The following is a 19217-nucleotide window of genomic DNA, read 5'->3' on the forward strand; positions in this document are numbered from 1 at the left end:
AATGAACCTTGATAAAGAGGTGACAGGGGCATGAGCCAACTTGAGGAATTACAGCACCGCATTATTGCGGCGATGGACCGTATCGGAGCGGGCGTCGACGCATTGGGCGGCGCGTCCGTAGATGCCCGGCCGGATGACGGCCTCCAGGCAGCGCTTGAAGATGAAAAAGTTGCGAACGCGCAGCTTCAGGAACGTCTGAGAACCCTAAAGGAACAGCACGAACAGGAAGTGGACGGGCTGAGAGCCGATCTTGAGGAGTTGCGAAGCGCTCCGACCAATACAGCCGAAACAGACGCTCTGCGATCCGAGCTGGAAGAAGCCCGTGCGAAAATCGCGACGGTCGAAGCCGCGCGCGCTGAATTGGCCGAAGCCAAGGCCGCATTGGACAACAGCACCGAGCTGGAGGCGCTGAAAGCGGAAAACAGCCGTCTAAAGGACGAACTGTCAGATACAGTCCGCGTCGACGACCTGAGCGCCGAGCTTGAGATGCTGCGCGCTGAACGGACCAGTCACGGCGCTGCAATGTCGCGACTGGACGACGATCTGCAACGGATGCGCAAGGCAAACGAGCAGTTGCGCACTGCGATAGAGGAATTGCGCGCCGCCGCCGCCGAAGGTGTCGCAGATGCCGAGCTGCTGAACCGGGCCACCGTCGCGGAACTGGAAGCAACGCGCGCAGCACAGGCGTCAGACGCCGCCGAAGCGCAGGCAGTTCTTGCAAGGTTGGAACCTCTGCTGTCGCAGGCGAAACTTGTTGAAGGTGAGGTAGAGTGATGCCCGAAGTGACCATTCATATCGGCGGGCGCGGTTTTGAGGTATCCTGCCGGGACGGGGAAGAGCCCTTTCTGCACGCTGCCGCCAAAGTGTTGGACGACGAGGCACAGGTGCTGTCCGATCAGATCGGTCGTATGCCGGAATCCCGCATGTTGCTGATGGCCGGCTTGATGCTGGCCGACAAGACTGCGGCAACAGAGGACAAGGTCAAATCGCTCGAAGGGAAACTGGCCGAAGCCGAAGCCGAGCTTCAGGCGCTGCGAAGCGCCCCGGCGCCCGAACCTGAGCGCATCGAAGTGGCTGTGGTTCCGCCATCTGTTACAGATACGCTGGCCGAACTGGCCGCACGAGCCGAAGCGCTGGCCGCGGTAGTTGAGGAGAAAAAGGCACGATGAAGGTCCTGCGCAAATTCATCTGTGTTGCGGCGCTGGTCATGCCCGCAACAACGGCACTGGCCGAAATCGATATTCTGTCTGTCACCTTCACCTGCGAAAACGGAATACCGCTGCCTGTCACCTATTTCAACGCACCGGATAGTACAGGGGCAGCGGCAACCTTGGTAGACAATTCTCTGGTTGTGATGCGTCAGGTCGAAAGCGGATCAGGTATCCGCTACGAGTCCTTTGGTGAAGGTGGAACCTACATCCTGCGCTCGAAAGGGTGGGACGCGTCGGTTAGCTATTTGGCGGCGGGCGCCGCCAATGAGCAGGAGATCTATCGGGGTTGTTCCAGCCGGTAGGCCGGATTACGCGTTTGCTTCGCGGATTTTGTCGGCTGCTTCCTTGTTGTAGCCGACATTATTTTCGTCGAACAACGCATCCAGTTCACCCGACAGGGTCATCTCGGTGATGATATCGCAACCGCCAACAAACTCGCCTTTGACATAAAGCTGGGGCACAGTTGGCCAGTCGGAATAATCCTTGATCCCCTGACGCACTTCTTCGTCGGCCAGAACATTCACATCCGTGTACTCGACGCCCATATAGTTCAGCACGCCAGCCACGCGCGAGGAGAACCCGCATTGCGGCATTTCCTTGGTGCCTTTCATATACAGCACCACATCGTTTTCTTTGACGGTTTCGTCGATCCGGGTCTTAACGTCGGTCATCTTGTTTTCCCTTTTCATCCGCATCTGCGGGGATTGTTCCATCACTGGGCAAACTGGGTGCCCATCCTTCCGTTTCAAGCTGCCGGTGTTCAGCCTGCGCCATTTTCACCGGATCAAGCCCATATCTCTCAAGGCCGCCCATTTTGCTGAGTTCACCCGGATCCGGACGCATATCGGACAGTTTTCTTTTTCGGTTGCGTTTGACATAGGCTTCGATCAGCGCGGCGGCAACTATCAATGCTGCAAATAAACCTATCCAGAACAACAAGCCATTCATAATTGGGCACTCTCAACCTTCGCGCTGTGTGAGTTTTCGCCGTCTCATATTCCTTGTGACGCGCCAATATCTGGGCCCATGTTTCAGTAGCTTCGGTAGATCACAAAACAGGATCGCCAAGGAGCTGATAACGTCTAAGAACAGAAAGGTTAGTCTCAGTAGAGCCCATCCTATCGGTTCGTCCACTATTCAGGCACTTTCGTGGTCAATGCCAGTGCGTGCAGCTCTCCATCCGGGCCATCCATCTTGCCCTTCAGGGCCGCATAGACGGCGCGCTGTTGTTGAACTCGGTTTTTGCCGCGAAAGCTTTCGTCCACCACCATGGCGGACATATGAACACCGTCGTTGCCGCCAACCTGAATGACCGCATCAGGAAAGGCTTCTCGCAGCAGGTGTTCTATTTGATGGGCGCTCATCGGCATGTAGGTAACTCCTGAAGGTCTTTCCAAAGATGTAGAGCGCTTGAACCTGGCGCGCAAGGGCACATGAATGTGCCAAAACGACGAAACCTGCGCTTATTCAGGGCGCAGGTTTCGAGCGATATTTAAACAGCCTGATCAGGCGACGGCGTCGGCAAAGCTGTTGCGGAAAACGGCCGTCAGGTCTTCTAACGAGGCCTCCGAGCCGCCGATCCTGACGGTATCGCCAGTAAACCGACCTACCGAGACCAGCGGTACACCTGCCTGACCCGCCGCGATCATCAACGCCTCGGCCTGATCAAAGTTGCAAGCGACCAGATACCGTGCCTGATCTTCCCCGAACAGAAATTCCGTCGGTGCATCATCCAGACACACGCCAACCCCGGCGGCCTCGGCCAGTTCGAAGGCCGCAAGCGCAAGGCCCCCATCACTCAGGTCTGTGCAGGCCTTGATCATTCCACGATTGGCGCGAATGAAATCGCCGTTGCGTTTTTCAGCGTCCAGATTCACATGCGGCGCGTCGCCATCTTCTCGGTTGAAGACCTCGGCCAGAAGGGCGGACTGGCCCAGATGACCTTTGGTTTCGCCGATCACCAAAGCCACGTGGCCCTCGCGCACCTCGTTGCCGATGATTTCATCGCTGTGATTCAGCAGCCCGACAGCGCCGATTGTGGGCGTTGGCAGGATCGCCTGACCGTCGGTTTCATTATACAGCGACACGTTGCCGGATACGATCGGCATGTCCAGCGCGCCGACTGCGGCGCCGATGCCCTGAACGGCGCCGACAAACTGACCCATGATTTCGGGCTTTTCCGGGTTGCCGAAGTTCAGGTTGTCTGTTGTGGCCAGCGGTTTGGCCCCAACAGCCGTCAGGTTACGGTAGGCTTCGGCCACCGCCTGTTTGCCGCCTTCAACCGGGTTGGCGCGGACGTAGCGCGGGGTCACGTCAGAGGTGAACGCCAGCACCTTGTCGGTGCCGTGAACACGCACCATACCCGCACCCAGGCCCGGTGTCCGGTTTGTATCCGCCATCACCATCGTGTCGTACTGCTCATAAACCCACTGCTTGCCCGCGTAATTGGGCGACGACAGCAGGGCACGCAGGCCGTCAATCGGGTCGATCTGAGGCACTTCGGCAAGGTCTTCGGCTTCGGGCGTCGGCACCCAAGGGCGATCATATTCGGGCGCGGTCGAAGACAGTTTGGACAGGACGAGATCGGCCTTGACCTCACCGTTATGCATGATCAGGAAGCGATCCTCGGCAATCGTTTCACCGACGATGGCAAAGTCCAGGTCCCATTTCTCGAACACGGCGCGGGCTTCGGCCTCAAGCTCGGGCTTGAGAACCATCAGCATGCGTTCCTGAGATTCGGACAGCATCATCTCATAGGCTGTCATATTCTCTTCGCGCTGGGGGACGTTTTCCAGATCCAGGCGCACGCCCAGACCACCCTTGTCGCCCATCTCAACGGCGGAACAGGTCAGGCCCGCAGCACCCATGTCTTGAATCGAGATCACGGCGCCGGTCTGCATCAGCTCCAGTGTTGCTTCCATCAGGCGCTTTTCGGTGAAGGGATCACCCACCTGAACAGTGGGGCGTTTTTCCTCGATGGTGTCGTCAAATTCGGCCGAGGCCATCGTTGCGCCACCAACACCGTCGCGACCAGTTTTTGCACCAAGATAGACCACCGGCATGCCCACGCCCGACGCGGCAGAGTAGAAGATCTTGTCACTGTCGGCCAAACCGGCGGCAAAGGCGTTCACAAGGCAGTTGCCGTTGTAAGCCGGGTGAAAGCGGACCTCGCCCCCAACGCAGGGAACACCGAAACAGTTGCCATAGCCGCCAATACCTTCGACCACGCCGTTGACCAGCTGGCGGGTTTTGTGGTGGCCGGGTTCACCGAAGGACAGCGCATTCATCGAAGCGATCGGGCGCGCGCCCATTGTGAACACGTCCCGAAGGATGCCGCCGACACCCGTTGCCGCACCTTGGTAGGGTTCGATGTAGGACGGGTGATTGTGGCTTTCCATCTTGAAAACCACGGCCTGACCGTCCCCGATATCCACGACACCGGCATTCTCGCCCGGGCCGCAAATGACTTGAGGCCCCGAGGTTGGAAGAGTGCGCAACCATTTCTTCGACGACTTGTAAGAACAATGTTCGTTCCACATCGCCGAGAAAATACCAAGCTCGGTAAAGGTCGGTTCACGCCCGATGATCTCGAGGATCATGTCATATTCCTCGGGCTTGAGCCCATGTGCTGCAATCAGATCGGGTGTGATAGCGGGCTCTTGCATCTTCTGTCCTGTGTCCAAGTGGGCCGAGATTGCGCGCCTTGTAGGGCAAGCGCGCGCGTGTGGAAAGGGTCAAGACGGCGCAGGTCGCGTCTTTCAAAGAAAAACGGAACCGGCATCACGGCCGGTTCCGTTAAACCGCACAGCAGTCCTGCTGCAAATCGCCGACGTAAACCCTGAAGATTACGCCGATCCCTGGTCTTTGTTGACCTCGGCAGCAGCTGCGGCGCCGACAGCAGTCTTCTGTTCGGGCGTCAGATGCTCGACCTCTTCCAGCCCGGGAATTGCAACGCGCACCTCGCGGCGGGCAAAGTCAATGCCGTTGGCCTTGAACTCGGCCTTGACCTTGTTGAAGATCTCCTTGCGCAAGGTGAACTGCTTGCCGGGCTTTGCCATGAACTTACCGCGAATGATCATGCCGACATCGTCGAAGTCGAACACGCCCTGCGATTTGAACGGTTGCAGAAAGCCTTCTTTGTGGGTTTCGTCCTCCATCATCTCGGCCCCGATCTTTTTGAAGATTTTCTTGACCTTGTTGGGATCGGTATCAAAGGGCACGGTGAATTTCAGCTTCATGATCACCCAGTCACGGCTGTAATTCGTCAGCTTCTGGATTTCACCATAAGGGATTGTGTGCACAGGCCCCCTGTGATGGCGCAGTTGCATCGAACGGATCGAGATTTTTTCGACCGTTCCTGTGGTTCCGCCCACATCGACATATTCGCCGACGCGGAAGGCATCATCGATCAGGAAGAAAACACCACCGACGATATCCGCCACCAGTTTCTGAGCACCAAAGCCGATGGCCAGACCCAGAACACCGGCACCGGCCAGAAGCGGTGTGATGTTGATACCCAGCGCACCCAGTGCCAGCAGACCGAAGATAACCGAGATGGTGATCTGGGCCGTAATCCGCATCAGCGGCAGAACCGTCGCCAGACGAGAGCCCCCGGCACCGCCGCCTTCACCGCTTGCTTCCTCGTCGACCGCTTCAGCCGCGGTCTGCTCTTTGGCCAGCCTGCGGTTGATCCATAGTGAGACGACCTCGTTCAGGATGTAGCCGACTGCGATGATCAGAAGGAATTCAATGACAGCACCGCCAACTTCGGCACTGACACCGGCCGAGGCGACATTGCGTAGGTCAAGATGCCAGGTGCGGGCGATCATGAAGACAATGATCAGCCCGGCAATGACCCGCCCAATCCGGATGTAGCTGCGCTTGGCCGCGCGATGAGCGCGTTCGGCCAGCGGGCCTTCGCCAGACATCGGCGGCTGCAAATGGCGTACCAGCCCGCGGATCAACGTGTCGAGAGCAGGGGCAATCAGCAACCAGAACATGGTTGTGAAATGCGCACCACGACCCAACAATCTCAGCGTCGATGGATCGCGTTGCGCGACCAGGAATTCGACCAGCAGCCAGATTGTCACCGAAACGCCAATGGCGAAGTAGGGATAATAATGCGCAACTTCTTCATCGAATTTCGTGTGATCCGGATCTGTTCCCAGCATCATCTGAGACAGCCCTTCGCGCGCGGTCCATGCGATGATAGCGATGTAGACATGGGTTGCCGCGTTCAGCCAGAAGCCGATGCGTGTATCGTCGCCTGTCACGCCATTAAGAGCGTTGAAGCGCACAACAAACAGCGTGAACCCGATCAGGATCAACAACCCGATCAGATTGCGATGCAGATACTTTGCCCAATGATCGTCAATACTCACCAACCGATATTTGGGCTTCTCCGGTGCCAGAACAAAACGTGAGGCCGCAGCCCCCAGGCGCGGGATCCAGATCAGATAGAACACAAACGGACCGGCATAGGTGATCTGTTCGGGTGTCAGAATCCCGCGACCAATCGCGCGAATGACGACATAGAACACGATCAGCCCGGCAATTTCGCGACAGAACCTGCGGAACAGATAACTGACAGCTCCCTTGAGATCAGCCTCCTCCCCAACTTCGGTCGCTTCATGCCAGCGACGGGTCAGGAAAATGAACAGCTTCTCGGCTATTAAACCAGCAATCAACACAGAAAGAATAAGCCCAAACAGGGTAAAGACACCGTTCGTTCCAAACGTGTCGCTGAAATTGCCAAACGCAGTTATCTGTGCTGTGACGATATTTGGAAGCGTGGTCAGAACGTGTGTCCAGGACGACACCATCTCGGCCCATATTTCGCTTATTTCGGTTAGCGGGTCTTCCACGTTCGCCTTCTCGGCAGCCTGTTTTTCGGCAACCGCATCTAGGCGTTCCAAAAGAATTGCGCGCACCTGATCATCTGACATGCGGGCAACAAGACCGTCGACCTGTTCAGGCGTTAAATCGTCTGGAATGGTCACTGTGGATGTTGAGCCGGTGTCTTGCGCATATAGCGGAACCGCCAAAAATAAAGCGGAGACAATCGCCAACACAAGGCGGAATAGGTGGAACATGGATTTTCCCTCGAACACGAAATTGTTTCGTTTTTTTTGGGATCATATGCCTATGCGTGTATTTTTCCCAGAGCTTTCGCTGACTTGATACAACACCTTGAGCAAAAAAAAGGCCGAGCAATAAGCTCGGCCATAGTCCAACAGGGAGGTATGAAGATGATGAGCGTTTCAGCATCACCGTCTTCGAGTGCTCATTTAGGGGTCAGTTTGTGAACGTTCAAGGAAATTAACCCTGAAATGACCTCATGCCCGCTATGCTTTGTGTGCATAGCTATAGTTTCCCCATCTTTTTCAGCTGTTTGCGCTGTGCGATAATCTCGTCCTGCACAAAGTCACGGAACGCCCCGACACGTTTTGAATGTCGAAGTTCTTCGGGATAGGCCAGATACACCGGCACGTCAGCGGTTTCGATATCCGACAGAACCGGCACAAGATGCGGGAAATCCTGTGTGACGTAATCTGGTAGAACCCCAATCCCGAGATTGTGCAACACACCCTGAAGAACGCCAAAGTAGTTGTTCACCGTCAACAGCGAAGCAGGATTGTAGGTCATAAGATGGCGTACCATGGCCGCACTGGCACCTACTTGGGGTGCCGCGGGTGTCTGACAGATCAGCCGGTGATTTTGGATATCCTCCAGTGATTTCAGCATTCCACCATGGGCTTCGATATAGTTTTGCGTAGCGTAAAGCGCCATCTGAACCGTCATCAGGCGTTTGCGCACCAGATCTGCCTGACTGGGTTCCTTCATGCGAATGGCGACATCCGCTTCTCGCATGGGGAGGTCCAGAACACGTTCTTCCAGCATCAGGTCGATGTTGAGATCAGGGAATTGTTCATAAAGCTTGGGCAGGCGCGGGGCGAGCCAAAGCGTGCCAAATCCAAAGGTCGTCGTGACCCGAAGAACGCCAAAAACCTCTTCCTCGCTGTCGCGAATGCGCGCGGCTGCTGCGTCCAGCCGTTTTGACATGGCGGATGTGGCGTCGAACAACAGTTCACCCTGCTCGGTGAGAATCAACCCCCGGGCGTGACGGTGAAAAAGGGTGGCATCCAATGACTCTTCCAGCGCGCGGATCTGTCTGCTCACGGCGGATTGAGACAAATTGAGCTTGTCCCCGGCATGTGTGAGGCTGCCCGCATCGGCCACCGCGTGAAATATTCTAAGCTTGTCCCAATCCATCGCCGCAACTTTCGTTATCTTTTCGAACGCCTATATGAAACAGGTAACAAGTTCTACAATCAAAGGCCGAAATCGTTACGGTTCAGTGCATAAAACCTATACAGGTCAGAAATTATGACCTAAAATGCGCTGAGTACATGCACACTGATCTGGCGAGGGGAGACGTCTGATGAGTCAGCCACAGATTACGTTAAACGACCGGTTCGATCTTGAGAAAAGCCCCGTTCTTCTGAACGGAACACAGGCGCTTGTCCGGTTGATGCTGATGCAAAAGGCCAGAGACCGGCAGGCGGGACTGAACACTGCGGGGCTGGTGACTGGATATCGTGGCTCGCCACTGGGCGCTGTTGATCAGCAGATGATGCGGGCGCAAAAGCCGTTGTCCGAAAGCGATGTTACGTTTCAGTTTGGATTGAACGAAGATCTGGCGGCAACAGCGCTGTGGGGCAGCCAACAGGCCGGCTTGCGCGGCGACGGTAAGTTCGATGGGGTTTTCGGTCTTTGGTACGGCAAGGGGCCGGGCGTAGATCGGTCCGGTGACGTCATGCGCCACGCGAATATGGCCGGTACCGCCAAGCATGGCGGTGTGCTTATGGCGATGGGTGATGACCATACTGGCGAAAGCTCGACCGTGTTGCATCAGTCCGAATGGTCACTGGTGGATATGTATATGCCTGTCGTCAGCCCGGCGGGCGTGCAGGAAATCCTCGACTACGGAATTTACGGCTATGCCCTCAGCCGTTTTGCCGGGGTTTGGGTTGGGCTAAAGACCATGAAGGACACAATCGAGGTTACTTCGGTTGTGGATGGTCGCCCCGACCGAATGCAGGTTGTCGTACCTGATTTCGATATGCCGGAAGGCGGTTTGAATATCCGCCTTGGGGACACGCCGCACCTGCAAGAAACGCGCGTCATCGATTACAAGAGGTTTGCAGCCGAGACGTTTTCACATGCCAACAAGCTGGACAAGCGGATATGGGGCAAACCGGGTGCAAAGATCGGGTTTGTTGCGGCCGGTAAGAACTGGCTGGACCTGACCCATGCGCTCTCGCTTTTGAACATCGACGAGTCCGAAGCCGAGCGGCTGGGGATCACGACCTACAAGGTGGGACAAACCTTCCCGCTGGACATGGTCGGGTTCCACGACTGGGCCGAAGGACTGGACCTGATCGTGATCGTCGAGGAAAAGCGCAAGCTGATCGAAGTTCAGGTCAAAGAAGCTATCTTTGACGACCGTCGCGGCCGCCGGGTTTATGGGTGGTACAAGGGCGGCGCCGGTACGTTGCATCGCGATGAACTGTTCCCGACCCGCGGCGCGCTGGACCCGATCATGATTGCCGAAAAGCTGGGTGAGATCCTGATCGAAGAAGGGCGCGAAACCGATGGTATTCGTGCGGGTCTGGCCTCATTATCCGAAGCACGCCGGGCTGACAACGCACAGGAAATTGCAACGCGGCTTCCGTATTTCTGCTCGGGCTGCCCGCATAACAGTTCGACCAAAGTCCCCGATGGCAGCCGTGCCTATGCAGGGATCGGTTGTCATTACATGGTTCAGTGGATGGACCGGAACACCACCGGCTTTACCCAGATGGGCGGTGAAGGCGCGAACTGGATCGGTGAGGCACCGTTTTCGACCACCAAACACGTGTTCCAGAACCTTGGCGATGGCACCTATAACCACTCGGGCGTTCAGGCGATCCGCGCAGCGTTGTCAGCGGGCACGAACATCACCTTCAAGATCCTGTTCAACGATGCCGTCGCCATGACGGGCGGGCAGGAGAATGAAGGCGATCTGACCGCAGAACGGATCGTTGCCGAGGTCAAGGCCATGGGTGTCTGTGAGGTTGCTCTGGTCTATGACGAAAAGGAAGACGTGAACTTCAAGGCTTTGCCGTCGAGTGTTCAGACGTTCGAGCGTGCGGAACTGATGCAGGTGCAGGAGAAATTTCGCGAGATCGAGGGCGTCTCGGTCATCGTTTATGTTCAGACCTGTGCGGCCGAAAAACGCCGTCGCCGCAAACGCGGCACGTTCCCGGACCCTGACAAGCGTGTGTTTATCAATACCGATGTGTGCGAAGGCTGCGGCGATTGCGGGGTGCAGTCGAACTGTGTGTCGATTGTGCCCAAGGAAACAGAACTTGGGCGTAAGCGCGCCATCGATCAGTCAAGCTGCAACAAGGACTATTCCTGCCTGAACGGCTTTTGCCCATCCTTTGTCACGCTTGAGGGGGCGAAGATCCGTAAAGAGGCAACGACCGAAATCGACTTGCCGGACCTGCCGATGCCGGTGTTGCCCAAGATCAGCGGCACCCATAACGTGGTGATCACGGGTGTCGGGGGAACCGGTGTTGTCACGCTGGGCGCGATTCTTGCGCAGGCTGCCCAGATTGACGGCAAAGGCGCGGGCATGATGGAAATGGCGGGCTTGGCGCAGAAGGGCGGCGCGGTTCACATCCATTGCCGTCTGGCCAACGCACCCGAAGACATCAGCGCCATCCGTGTCGCAACCGGCGAAGCCCATGCGCTGATCGGCGGTGATCTGGTGGTGTCCGCTGGAGCCAAAACTTTGGGCCTGACGCGCACAGGCCGTACAGGCGCCGTTGTGAACAGCCATGAGACGGTAACAGGCGACTTTACGCGCAATACCGAGTTCCGCATTCCTGTCGATCAGCTGGAACTGGCCCTCCAGGCACGGTTAAAAGAAGGTGTCTCGCTGTTTGACGCGACCGAGTTGGCACGCGCCGTGATGGGCGACTCGATCTATTCCAACATGATGATCTTTGGCGCGGCGTGGCAGCGGGGGTTGTTGCCCGTCCGCCATCAGGCGATCTTTGATGCCATCGAATTGAACGGAACTACGATTGAACGGAACAAGCGTGCGTTCGATATCGGGCGTTGGGCGGTTCTGCATCCCGCTGAAGTGCAGTCCATTCTGTCCCCGACCGTGACCGAGATGCCCAGATCGCTGGATCAGAAGATCGAATTCCGCGCAAGCCATCTGACCGATTACCAAAGTGCGCGGCTGGCCAAACGGTATCGCAAGCTGGTCGACAGTGTTGAGGATGCGGATATCCGCGAGGCGGTGGCAAAAGGCTATCACAAGCTTTTGTCCTACAAGGATGAATACGAAGTCGCGCGCCTTCTTCTGACAAGCCGTGACAAAGCCGCTGCCGAGTTCGATGGCGATTTCAAGATGACGTTCCATCTGGCCCCACCTTTTTTGGGGGGATCGGGCAACAACGGCAGACCCCGCAAACGTGCGTTTGGCGAAGCCATCCTTGGCCCACTGAAGCTTTTGACCCGGTTGAAGGCACTGCGCGGTACGCCACTGGATATCTTCGGCTATTCGTCGGAACGCAGGATGGAACGTGCGTTGATCCGTCAATATGAAAAGGACATGCGCGAGGTTCTGCCGCTTGTATCGCAGATAACACGCGATGCGATTGCCGCCCTGGCTCGTTTGCCGCTGGATATCCGTGGGTTTGGCCCCGTATTGCGCGAGAACGAGGCCAAAGCAGCCAAACGGCGCGAGGAGTTGCTGACCGTCATTCGCGGCGGAGGGACAGGGTTGCAGGCTGCGGCGGAATAAAACGTCACAAGCGTGTCACGATAGCTAGGCAAAATCGTTACTTGCACTTATTTTGCAGGCAGCAAACCGGAGACCCATATGCCTTCCCGTCGTCATGCCGTTCGCGACATTTCCTATGCGCATTCCGCCGAAACCAAAGGTGGGCGGATGGTCATCAAGCTGATGGAGAACACGACGGGCCGTATGCGCCTGATCAAACGCGCGGACGGGTACGAGAAAGACGTTGCCAATGGGCGCGACTTTTGGGCTGTGATGGTCGAACGCTATGGGCTTACACTGGACGTGGCGGGGGGATCGCTTTCGAATATCCCGAAAGACGGTCCTCTGATCCTGATTGCCAATCATCCCTACGGAATTCTGGATGGCCTGATGATGGGACATATCCTGTCCGAGACGCGGGGTGATTTCCGCATTCTGGCCCATCGGGTGTTTCGCAAGGCCGAAGACCTGAATCGCATCATTCTGCCAATTTCGTTTGATGAAACGAAAGAGGCGATGCAGCTGAACCTTGAGACCCGCAAAACCGCACTCACATATCTGGGCGAAGGCGGGGCGATCGGCATTTTTCCCGGCGGGACGGTCAGCACCGGGGTTAAGCCGTTTTCCCACCCCATGGATCCGGGTTGGCGCGGGTTTACCGCGCGGATGGTGGCGAAATCTAATGCCACAGTTGTTCCGGTTTTCTTTGATGGCCACACGTCTCGTCTGTTTCAGATCGCCAGCCATCTGCACAGTACTTTGCGGATGGGCCTGCTGATCAAAGAGTTCAAGAAACGCGTTGATACACCGGTGAAGGCCGTAGTCGGAGAGCCGATCAGGCGCGACATTCTGGACCCGCTCAGCAAGGATACGCGCAAGATGATGGATTTCCTGCGCAAAGCCACGTATGAGCTGTCTCCAACGCCGTTGAAGTCCTATGATTACGGCTATGAGTTTGAGGAACGGCATCGCGCCTGAATGATCTAATGGCAGTAGGTATCTTTGATTCCGGTTTGGGCGGTCTGACCGTCCTGAGTGCCGCACAGCAACGTCTGCCGGACGTTGATTTCCTGTATTTTGCAGACAGTGCACACGCGCCATACGGTGTGCGTGATGCCGAGGATATCTATCAGCTGACCCGCAAGGCGGTTCAGGATCTGTGGTCGCGTGGCTGCAATCTGGTGATTCTGGCCTGCAACACCGCCAGCGCCGCAGCGTTGCGGCGGATGCAGGAAGAAGGCGTGCCCAGCGGCAAACGCGTTCTTGGCGTTTTTGTCCCGTTGATCGAAGCACTGACCGAACGGCAATGGGGCGACAATTCCCCGCCGCGCGAAGTGGCCGTCAAACATGTGGCGTTGTTTGCAACGCCTGCCACCGTGTCCAGCAGGGCCTTTCAGCGGGAACTGGCATTTCGGGCCATCGGAGTAGATGTCGAGGCACAGGCCTGTGGCGGCGTTGTGGATGCCATAGAAGACGGTGACATGATCCTGGCCGAAGCCTTGGTGCGCAGCCATGTGGATGCGCTGAAACGCAAAATGCCAGAACCTCAGGCTGCTATTCTGGGCTGCACGCATTACCCGTTGATGGCCGAAGCATTCCAGGCGGCGTTGGGTGATGATGTGCAGGTTTACAGCCAGGGTGCGCTTGTTGCTGACAGTCTGGCAGATTACCTGCAACGTCACCCCAACATGTTGGGCGAGGGCCCGAGTGGTTTTCTGACAACTGGCAAACCCAATGTAGTCAGCGACCGGGCGACGCAGTTCCTCCGACGACAAATCACGTTCCAGGCTGCCTGACTTAGGTCAAGGACGCAGCCACTTTGCTTCCCTTATTTCAAGGCCGTCACATCGTCGGTCGAAACATGTGACACTCAAGTGAAAGAGGTCTGACATGACCCATAAAATCGCAATTCTGGGCGCTTCGGGCTATACCGGCGCTGAACTGGTGCGGCTGATCGCCGAGCACCCGAACATGGATATCGTCGCGCTGGCCGCCGAACGTAAGGCTGGCATGACCATGGCGCAGGTTTTCCCGCATCTGCGCCACATGGATCTGCCTGATCTGTGCAAAATCTCCGAGATCGACTTTTCGCAGGTTGACCTGTGTTTTTGCGCTTTGCCGCACAAAACCAGTCAGGAAGTGATCCGGGACTTGCCGAAAGATCTGAAAATCATTGACCTGTCTGCCGACTTCCGGCTGGCCGACCCTGACGAGTACGAAAAATGGTACGGCAATCCGCATACCGCGCTAAAACAGCAGGAAGAGGCGATCTATGGTCTGACCGAGTTCTACCGCGAAGACATCAAGGGGGCACGGCTTGTTGCGGGCACCGGGTGCAATGCGGCGACCGGGCAATATGTTCTGCGGCCGCTGATATCTGCCGGGGTCATTGATCTGGACGATATCGTTCTGGACCTGAAATGCGCCGTGTCAGGGGCAGGGCGGTCATTGAAGGAAAACCTGCTGCACGCTGAACTGAGCGAAGGCAGCAACGCCTATTCCGTTGGAGGGACGCACAGACATCTTGGCGAGTTTGATCAGGAGTTTTCGAAACTTGCCGGTCGGGCTGTGCATGTGCAGTTCACGCCCCACCTTATCCCTGCAAACAGGGGTATTCTGGCCACAACCTATGTGAAGGGCGACCCGCACAGCATCTACGAAACGCTTGCCAAAGCCTACGCGGACGAGCCGTTCATCCAGATGCTGCCGATAGGTGAGACTCCTTCAACCCACCATGTGCGGGGGTCGAATTTCTGTCATATCGGTGTTGTGGCGGATAGGATTGAGCGGCGCTCAATTGTGATTGCGGCGCTGGATAACCTGACAAAAGGTAGCAGTGGGCAAGCCTTGCAGAACGCGAACCTGATGTTAGGTGAAGATGAAACTCTGGGCCTGATGATGGCCCCGCTTTTCCCGTGAGGATGGTATGAAAACGCTCAAGAAACGTCGGCGCGTACAAGTCATTCTGGTGGCAGTTGTTGCCTTGGTGGCGGCAACAGCGTTGATTGGCTGGGCATTGCAGGACGGGATCAACTTTTTCCGCTCACCCAGTGAGGTGATTGCTGAGCCGCCGAAACCAACCGAGGTGTTCCGGATTGGCGGCTTGGTCGAAGAAGGTTCGATCATCCGCGGACAGGGCGAAACCATTCGTTTTGTTGTAACGGATGGCGGCGAAAGCGTTCCTGTCTCATTCACAGGTGTTCTGCCTGACCTTTTCTCGGAAAATCAGGGAATGATCGGCACAGGCAGTTACGTGAACGGCGTCTTTGAAGCGACGGAAATTCTTGCCAAACATGATGAAACCTACATGCCGAAAGAGGTCATGGACGCTCTGAAAGAGCAAGGTGTCTATAAAGGCGCGGAAGAAAGCTAAAAAAACTCTGAACCTGCTTCGGAACGTTGCGTGCATGGTGCATGCAGCGCTCCGTTTCGTTTTGAATCGTTAATGTCTGTCGGAAACGGTGTGGCCACCTAACGTTACGAGGGTGGTATGCAAACGGTACACCAAATTGCCAAAGATATTGTGGCCCGTGAAGGGGGCTTTGTTTATGACCCCGACGATCCGGGCGGAGCAACCAAGTTCGGGGTCACGATTCACACCCTGCGCAGGCTGGGCTTGGATCTGACCGGCGACGGCCGGATTGACGAGGCGGATGTGCGCGCTTTGTCCCCTCGGCAAGCGGTCGACATCTTTGTGCAGCATTATTTCGACAAGCCGCGCATTGGTGAGCTGCCCGAAACCCTGCATGCCTCTGTTTTCGACATGTATGTGAATGCCGGTGCGCAGGCGGTGAAGATTCTTCAGCGGCTGCTAAAGGAAATGGGGTTTAACGTCACTGCCGATGGCATAATCGGCCCGCAAACCGTGGCGGCCTGCGAAAGCGCGGCGCAGCCAGAGCCCGATGTTCTGCGCGACGCTTACGGAATAGCGCGGCGAAACTACTATTTTCGCCTTGCTGATCGGCGGGCTGCATCCAGAAAATACGCGCGTAGCCGATCAGGCGGCAAAGGCGGCTGGATAATACGGGCCGAAGAGTTTCTTTCGCCGCGTTATCACCTTTCGGACAGCGATTTTAACAAAAGGATCGCGGCATGGGGCTGATTTCAGGTGTGCTGGCGCTGCTGTTTGGAAACGGCCGCAACGTCTTGCAGGAAACCGCAGAACTCTATCGTGAAAACACAGAAGCAAGCGCGGTGCGCGCAAATGAGGTTCAAACTCAGGCCATGTTACAGTTTGGTTCCGAATTTCAGGCGCCTCAGAAGGTTCTGTTTGACCGTGTCATGGACGGCGTGAACAGGTTGCCGCGCCCGGCGCTGGCATTGGGTACGCTTGGCTTGTTCGTTGCCGCCATGGTCGACCCAATATGGTTTGCCGCACGGATGCAGGGCATAGCCTTGGTACCAGAGCCGCTGTGGTGGTTGCTGGGCGTGATCGTGTCGTTTTACTTTGGCGCGCGTCACCAGAGTAAAATTCAGGATTTTCAGCGGGATATCCGCTCAACCATGACGCAACTGCCAACGGTCATGAGCAATATCCAGGCCTTGCGCACCATGCAGAGCGACAGCCCCGGTGCTGCCGATCCCGGTCCGGATGCTGTACTGACCCGCGATGTCGTACTTCCCGAAGAAAACCAGGCTCTGAACGATTGGCGAAAGCTTCGCGGTATCTGACCCGCGACACTTTGTGCGTGCAGAACTAGCTAAAGGTCATGGCCCCCGGTTCCGCACCGGCGTATATTCCGGGGCATGATTACAGAACTTGGCCACTTCACCCTGATCCTCGCGTTCTTTGTCGCCATAGTGCAAAGCGTTGTTCCACTTATCGGCGCCTCAAAACGCTGGACCGGCTGGATGGCCTTTGCAGAGCCCGCCGCGATCGTCCAGTTCCTGCTGACGGCGTTTGCATTTGGTGCTTTGATCTGGGCGTTTGTAACGTCTGACTTTTCCCTCAGGATTGTGGTCGAGAACAGCCACACGGCAAAGCCGATGCTGTACAAGATCAGCGGAACATGGGGCAACCACGAAGGATCCATGCTGCTGTGGGTGCTGATCGTCACCCTGTTTGGAGCGATGGCGGCTTTCTTTGGTGGCGGCTTGCCACCGACACTCAAGGCCCGTGTTCTGGCCGTTCAGTCGGCCATTGCCGTGGCGTTTTTCGGTTTCATCCTGTTCACGTCGAACCCGTTTGACAGGCTTGCCATCGCTCCGTTTGACGGGCGTGACCTGAACCCACTGCTGCAAGATCCTGGGCTGGCCTTCCACCCGCCGTTTTTGTACCTCGGCTATGTCGGGCTGAGCATGGCATTCAGCTTTGCGATTGCTGCCCTGATCGAAGGGCGTATCGATGCAGCATGGGGCCGGTGGGTGCGCCCCTGGACGCTGGCGGCATGGGTTTTCCTGACTATCGGAATCGCGTTGGGATCCTGGTGGGCTTATTACGAACTGGGCTGGGGCGGTTTCTGGTTCTGGGACCCGGTGGAAAACGCATCCTTCATGCCCTGGCTGCTAGCGGCGGCGCTGTTGCACTCGGCAATTGTCGTGGAAAAGCGCGAAGCATTGAAAAGCTGGACCATTCTGCTGGCAATTATTGCGTTTGGATTTTCCCTGATCGGCACGTTTATCGTGCGTTCAGGTCTGCTGACCTCGGTACATGCTTTTGCCAATGATCCTGAACGCGGTGTGTTCATCCTGATCATTCTGGTCTTCTTCATCGGTGGCGCGCTTACCTTGTTTGCCGCGCGGGCGCAGGCGATGGAGGCCAAGGGCGTTTTTGGCATGGTCAGCCGCGAAAGCGCGCTGATCGTGAACAATGTCCTTCTTGCGGTCAGTTGTTTCGTTGTCTTTGTCGGGACGATGTGGCCGATGGTGGCCGAGATGATGTTCGACCGCAAACTCTCGGTCGGGGCGCCGTTTTTCAACGCGGCCTTTTCACCGTTCATGGTTTTGCTGGGTCTGATCCTGCCGATCGGGGCCATGCTGCCGTGGAAACGCGGTCGGTTGGGCAAAACGGCCTGGTCCCTGCGCTATGCCTTTGGTCTGGCGCTGGCGATTGCGTTGTTGGTTTGGGCAATGCAGACCGGTCGCAGCGCGCTAGGGCCCGTAGGCCTGTTTCTGGGGGCATGGATCACTTTCGGTGCCGCCATTGATTTGTGGAGCCGGACAGGCCGCAATGGCAGCTTCAAACGTCTGATCCGACTTCCGGGCGCCGATTGGGGTAAGGCAGTTGCCCATACCGGCCTTGGCGTGACGATCTTTGCGATTGCCGGTCTGACCGCGTGGGAGGCAGAAGATATCCGTGTGGCGCAGCTGAACCAGCCGTTCGAAGTAGGTCAGTTTACACTGACGTTGCAGGACGTGCGACGGGTACAGGGGCCGAACTATTTTTCAACCACGGCTGATGTTTTGGTGGAAAAGGGCGGTCGCGCCATCGGAACGCTGCATCCCGAGAAACGGGATTATCCCGTCGCACGCATGCCGACGACCGAGGCCGCGATTGACTATCGTTTTCTTGGTGACCTTTACGTCGTCATCGGGGATCAGCAGGCAGACGGTGGCTGGGTCATGAGAACCTATATCAAACCGCTGGCGAACTGGATCTGGGGTGGATGTATCCTGATGGCGCTCGGCGGTGTCCTCAGCCTGAGCGACAGGCGCTTCCGCGTCGCCGCAGGCGCGCGTAAATCCCCCGCTGGCGGAGTACCCGCAGAATGAAGCGCCTTGTTCTGATCCTGCTGCTGCTTGCAGCACCCGTGTTTGCGGTACAACCTGATGAAGTTCTGGACGACCCGGTTCTGGAGCAGCGGGCGCGCGACCTGAGTGTTGGATTGCGGTGCCTGGTGTGTCGCAATGAAAGCATTGACGAAAGCAACGCCGATCTGGCGCGCGATCTGCGTCTGCTTTTGCGCGAACGTTTGGTTGCGGGTGACAGCGACGAAGAGGCCATCTCGTTTATCGTTGACCGCTACGGCGAATATGTCCTGCTCAAGCCCACCACCAGTGGTTCGAACCTGCTGTTGTGGCTTGCCGGGCCGATCATGCTGCTGATCGCTGCCGCAGTCGGGCTGAACTTTCTTCGCACACGCGCAAGGGCGCAGGTTTCGGGTGAAACCGAAGCTCTAAGTGCGGAAGAACAGGAACGCCTTCGCCAAATTCTTGAAGACTGACGT

Annotated in this window: 18 protein-coding genes; 12 read left to right on the forward strand and 6 right to left on the reverse strand. The window is 56.9% G+C overall.

Annotated elements, in window-relative coordinates:
* Positions 1-30 precede the first annotated feature (30 nt).
* Genes AC2FLU_RS07675 through AC2FLU_RS07685 form a run of 3 tightly spaced genes read left to right on the forward strand, consistent with a single transcriptional unit; the run spans position 31 to position 1513 of the window.
* Positions 31-774, forward strand: a complete 744-nt coding sequence (locus AC2FLU_RS07675; RefSeq protein ID WP_480553407.1) for a hypothetical protein — start codon at positions 31-33, stop codon at positions 772-774.
* Positions 774-1169, forward strand: coding sequence for a cell division protein ZapA (locus AC2FLU_RS07680; RefSeq protein ID WP_480472573.1), 396 nt, complete (start codon positions 774-776; stop codon positions 1167-1169). Before AC2FLU_RS07675 ends, AC2FLU_RS07680 begins: the two co-directional genes overlap by 1 nt.
* Positions 1166-1513, forward strand: a complete 348-nt coding sequence (locus AC2FLU_RS07685; protein ID WP_480553408.1) for an MliC family protein — start codon at positions 1166-1168, stop codon at positions 1511-1513. The genes AC2FLU_RS07680 and AC2FLU_RS07685 overlap by 4 nt, the downstream gene beginning before the upstream one ends.
* A 6-nt stretch (positions 1514-1519) precedes the next feature.
* Here AC2FLU_RS07685 and grxD read toward each other — a convergent pair whose 3' ends face one another.
* From grxD to AC2FLU_RS07715, 6 genes are all read right to left on the reverse strand, one after another.
* The gene (grxD, locus tag AC2FLU_RS07690) at positions 1520-1882 is read right to left on the reverse strand and encodes a Grx4 family monothiol glutaredoxin (RefSeq protein WP_496714477.1); all 363 of its coding nucleotides are present in this window, start codon (positions 1880-1882) and stop codon (positions 1520-1522) included.
* Positions 1869-2159 carry a hypothetical protein gene (locus tag AC2FLU_RS07695; RefSeq protein ID WP_480553410.1) on the reverse strand — a complete coding sequence of 97 codons (291 nt, stop codon included), beginning with the start codon at positions 2157-2159 and terminating at the stop codon, positions 1869-1871. The genes grxD and AC2FLU_RS07695 overlap by 14 nt, the downstream gene beginning before the upstream one ends.
* Before the next feature lie 185 nt (positions 2160-2344).
* Positions 2345-2581 carry a BolA/IbaG family iron-sulfur metabolism protein gene (locus AC2FLU_RS07700; RefSeq protein WP_480472581.1) on the reverse strand — a complete coding sequence of 79 codons (237 nt, stop codon included), beginning with the start codon at positions 2579-2581 and terminating at the stop codon, positions 2345-2347.
* Between the two features lie 135 nt (positions 2582-2716).
* A complete protein-coding gene (gene purL / locus AC2FLU_RS07705) occupies positions 2717-4876 on the reverse strand; it encodes a phosphoribosylformylglycinamidine synthase subunit PurL (RefSeq protein ID WP_480493260.1) in 2160 nt (719 codons plus the stop codon).
* A 180-nt stretch (positions 4877-5056) separates the two neighbouring features.
* Complete coding sequence (locus AC2FLU_RS07710; protein WP_480623079.1) at positions 5057-7303, reverse strand: mechanosensitive ion channel family protein; 2247 nt, start codon at positions 7301-7303, stop codon at positions 5057-5059.
* Between the two features lie 271 nt (positions 7304-7574).
* Positions 7575-8483 (reverse strand): LysR family transcriptional regulator, encoded by a 909-nt coding sequence (locus AC2FLU_RS07715; protein ID WP_480472587.1) that lies wholly within the window; start codon positions 8481-8483, stop codon positions 7575-7577.
* 169 nt (positions 8484-8652) lie between these two features.
* On the opposite strand from AC2FLU_RS07715, the gene AC2FLU_RS07720 reads away from it, so the two are divergent.
* From AC2FLU_RS07720 to AC2FLU_RS07760, 9 genes are all read left to right on the forward strand, one after another.
* Entirely contained in the window at positions 8653-12072 is a 3420-nt protein-coding gene (locus tag AC2FLU_RS07720) for an indolepyruvate ferredoxin oxidoreductase family protein (RefSeq protein WP_496808536.1), read from the forward strand.
* A 78-nt stretch (positions 12073-12150) separates the two neighbouring features.
* On the forward strand, positions 12151-13029 hold the full coding sequence (locus tag AC2FLU_RS07725; protein ID WP_480553418.1) for a lysophospholipid acyltransferase family protein: 879 nt from the start codon (positions 12151-12153) through the stop codon (positions 13027-13029).
* An 8-nt stretch (positions 13030-13037) separates the two neighbouring features.
* Complete coding sequence (locus tag AC2FLU_RS07730; RefSeq protein WP_480472593.1) at positions 13038-13847, forward strand: glutamate racemase; 810 nt, start codon at positions 13038-13040, stop codon at positions 13845-13847.
* Positions 13848-13941: 94 nt separating this feature from the next.
* Positions 13942-14970 carry an N-acetyl-gamma-glutamyl-phosphate reductase gene (gene argC, locus AC2FLU_RS07735; RefSeq protein WP_480553420.1) on the forward strand — a complete coding sequence of 343 codons (1029 nt, stop codon included), beginning with the start codon at positions 13942-13944 and terminating at the stop codon, positions 14968-14970.
* 7 nt (positions 14971-14977) lie between these two features.
* On the forward strand, positions 14978-15424 hold the full coding sequence (ccmE, locus tag AC2FLU_RS07740) for a cytochrome c maturation protein CcmE (RefSeq protein ID WP_209504023.1): 447 nt from the start codon (positions 14978-14980) through the stop codon (positions 15422-15424).
* Positions 15425-15541: 117 nt separating this feature from the next.
* Positions 15542-16153 (forward strand): holin-associated N-acetylmuramidase, encoded by a 612-nt coding sequence (locus AC2FLU_RS07745; RefSeq protein WP_496808535.1) that lies wholly within the window; start codon positions 15542-15544, stop codon positions 16151-16153.
* A complete protein-coding gene (locus AC2FLU_RS07750; RefSeq protein ID WP_496808534.1) occupies positions 16144-16722 on the forward strand; it encodes a holin family protein in 579 nt (192 codons plus the stop codon). The genes AC2FLU_RS07745 and AC2FLU_RS07750 overlap by 10 nt, the downstream gene beginning before the upstream one ends.
* A gap of 75 nt (positions 16723-16797) precedes the next feature.
* The gene (locus AC2FLU_RS07755; RefSeq protein WP_480472601.1) at positions 16798-18762 is read left to right on the forward strand and encodes a heme lyase CcmF/NrfE family subunit; all 1965 of its coding nucleotides are present in this window, start codon (positions 16798-16800) and stop codon (positions 18760-18762) included.
* Positions 18759-19214, forward strand: a complete 456-nt coding sequence (locus AC2FLU_RS07760) for a cytochrome c-type biogenesis protein (RefSeq protein WP_480472603.1) — start codon at positions 18759-18761, stop codon at positions 19212-19214. Before AC2FLU_RS07755 ends, AC2FLU_RS07760 begins: the two co-directional genes overlap by 4 nt.
* Positions 19215-19217: the final 3 nt, after the last annotated feature.

Source organism: Ruegeria sp. SAZD013 (assembly GCF_059612525.1).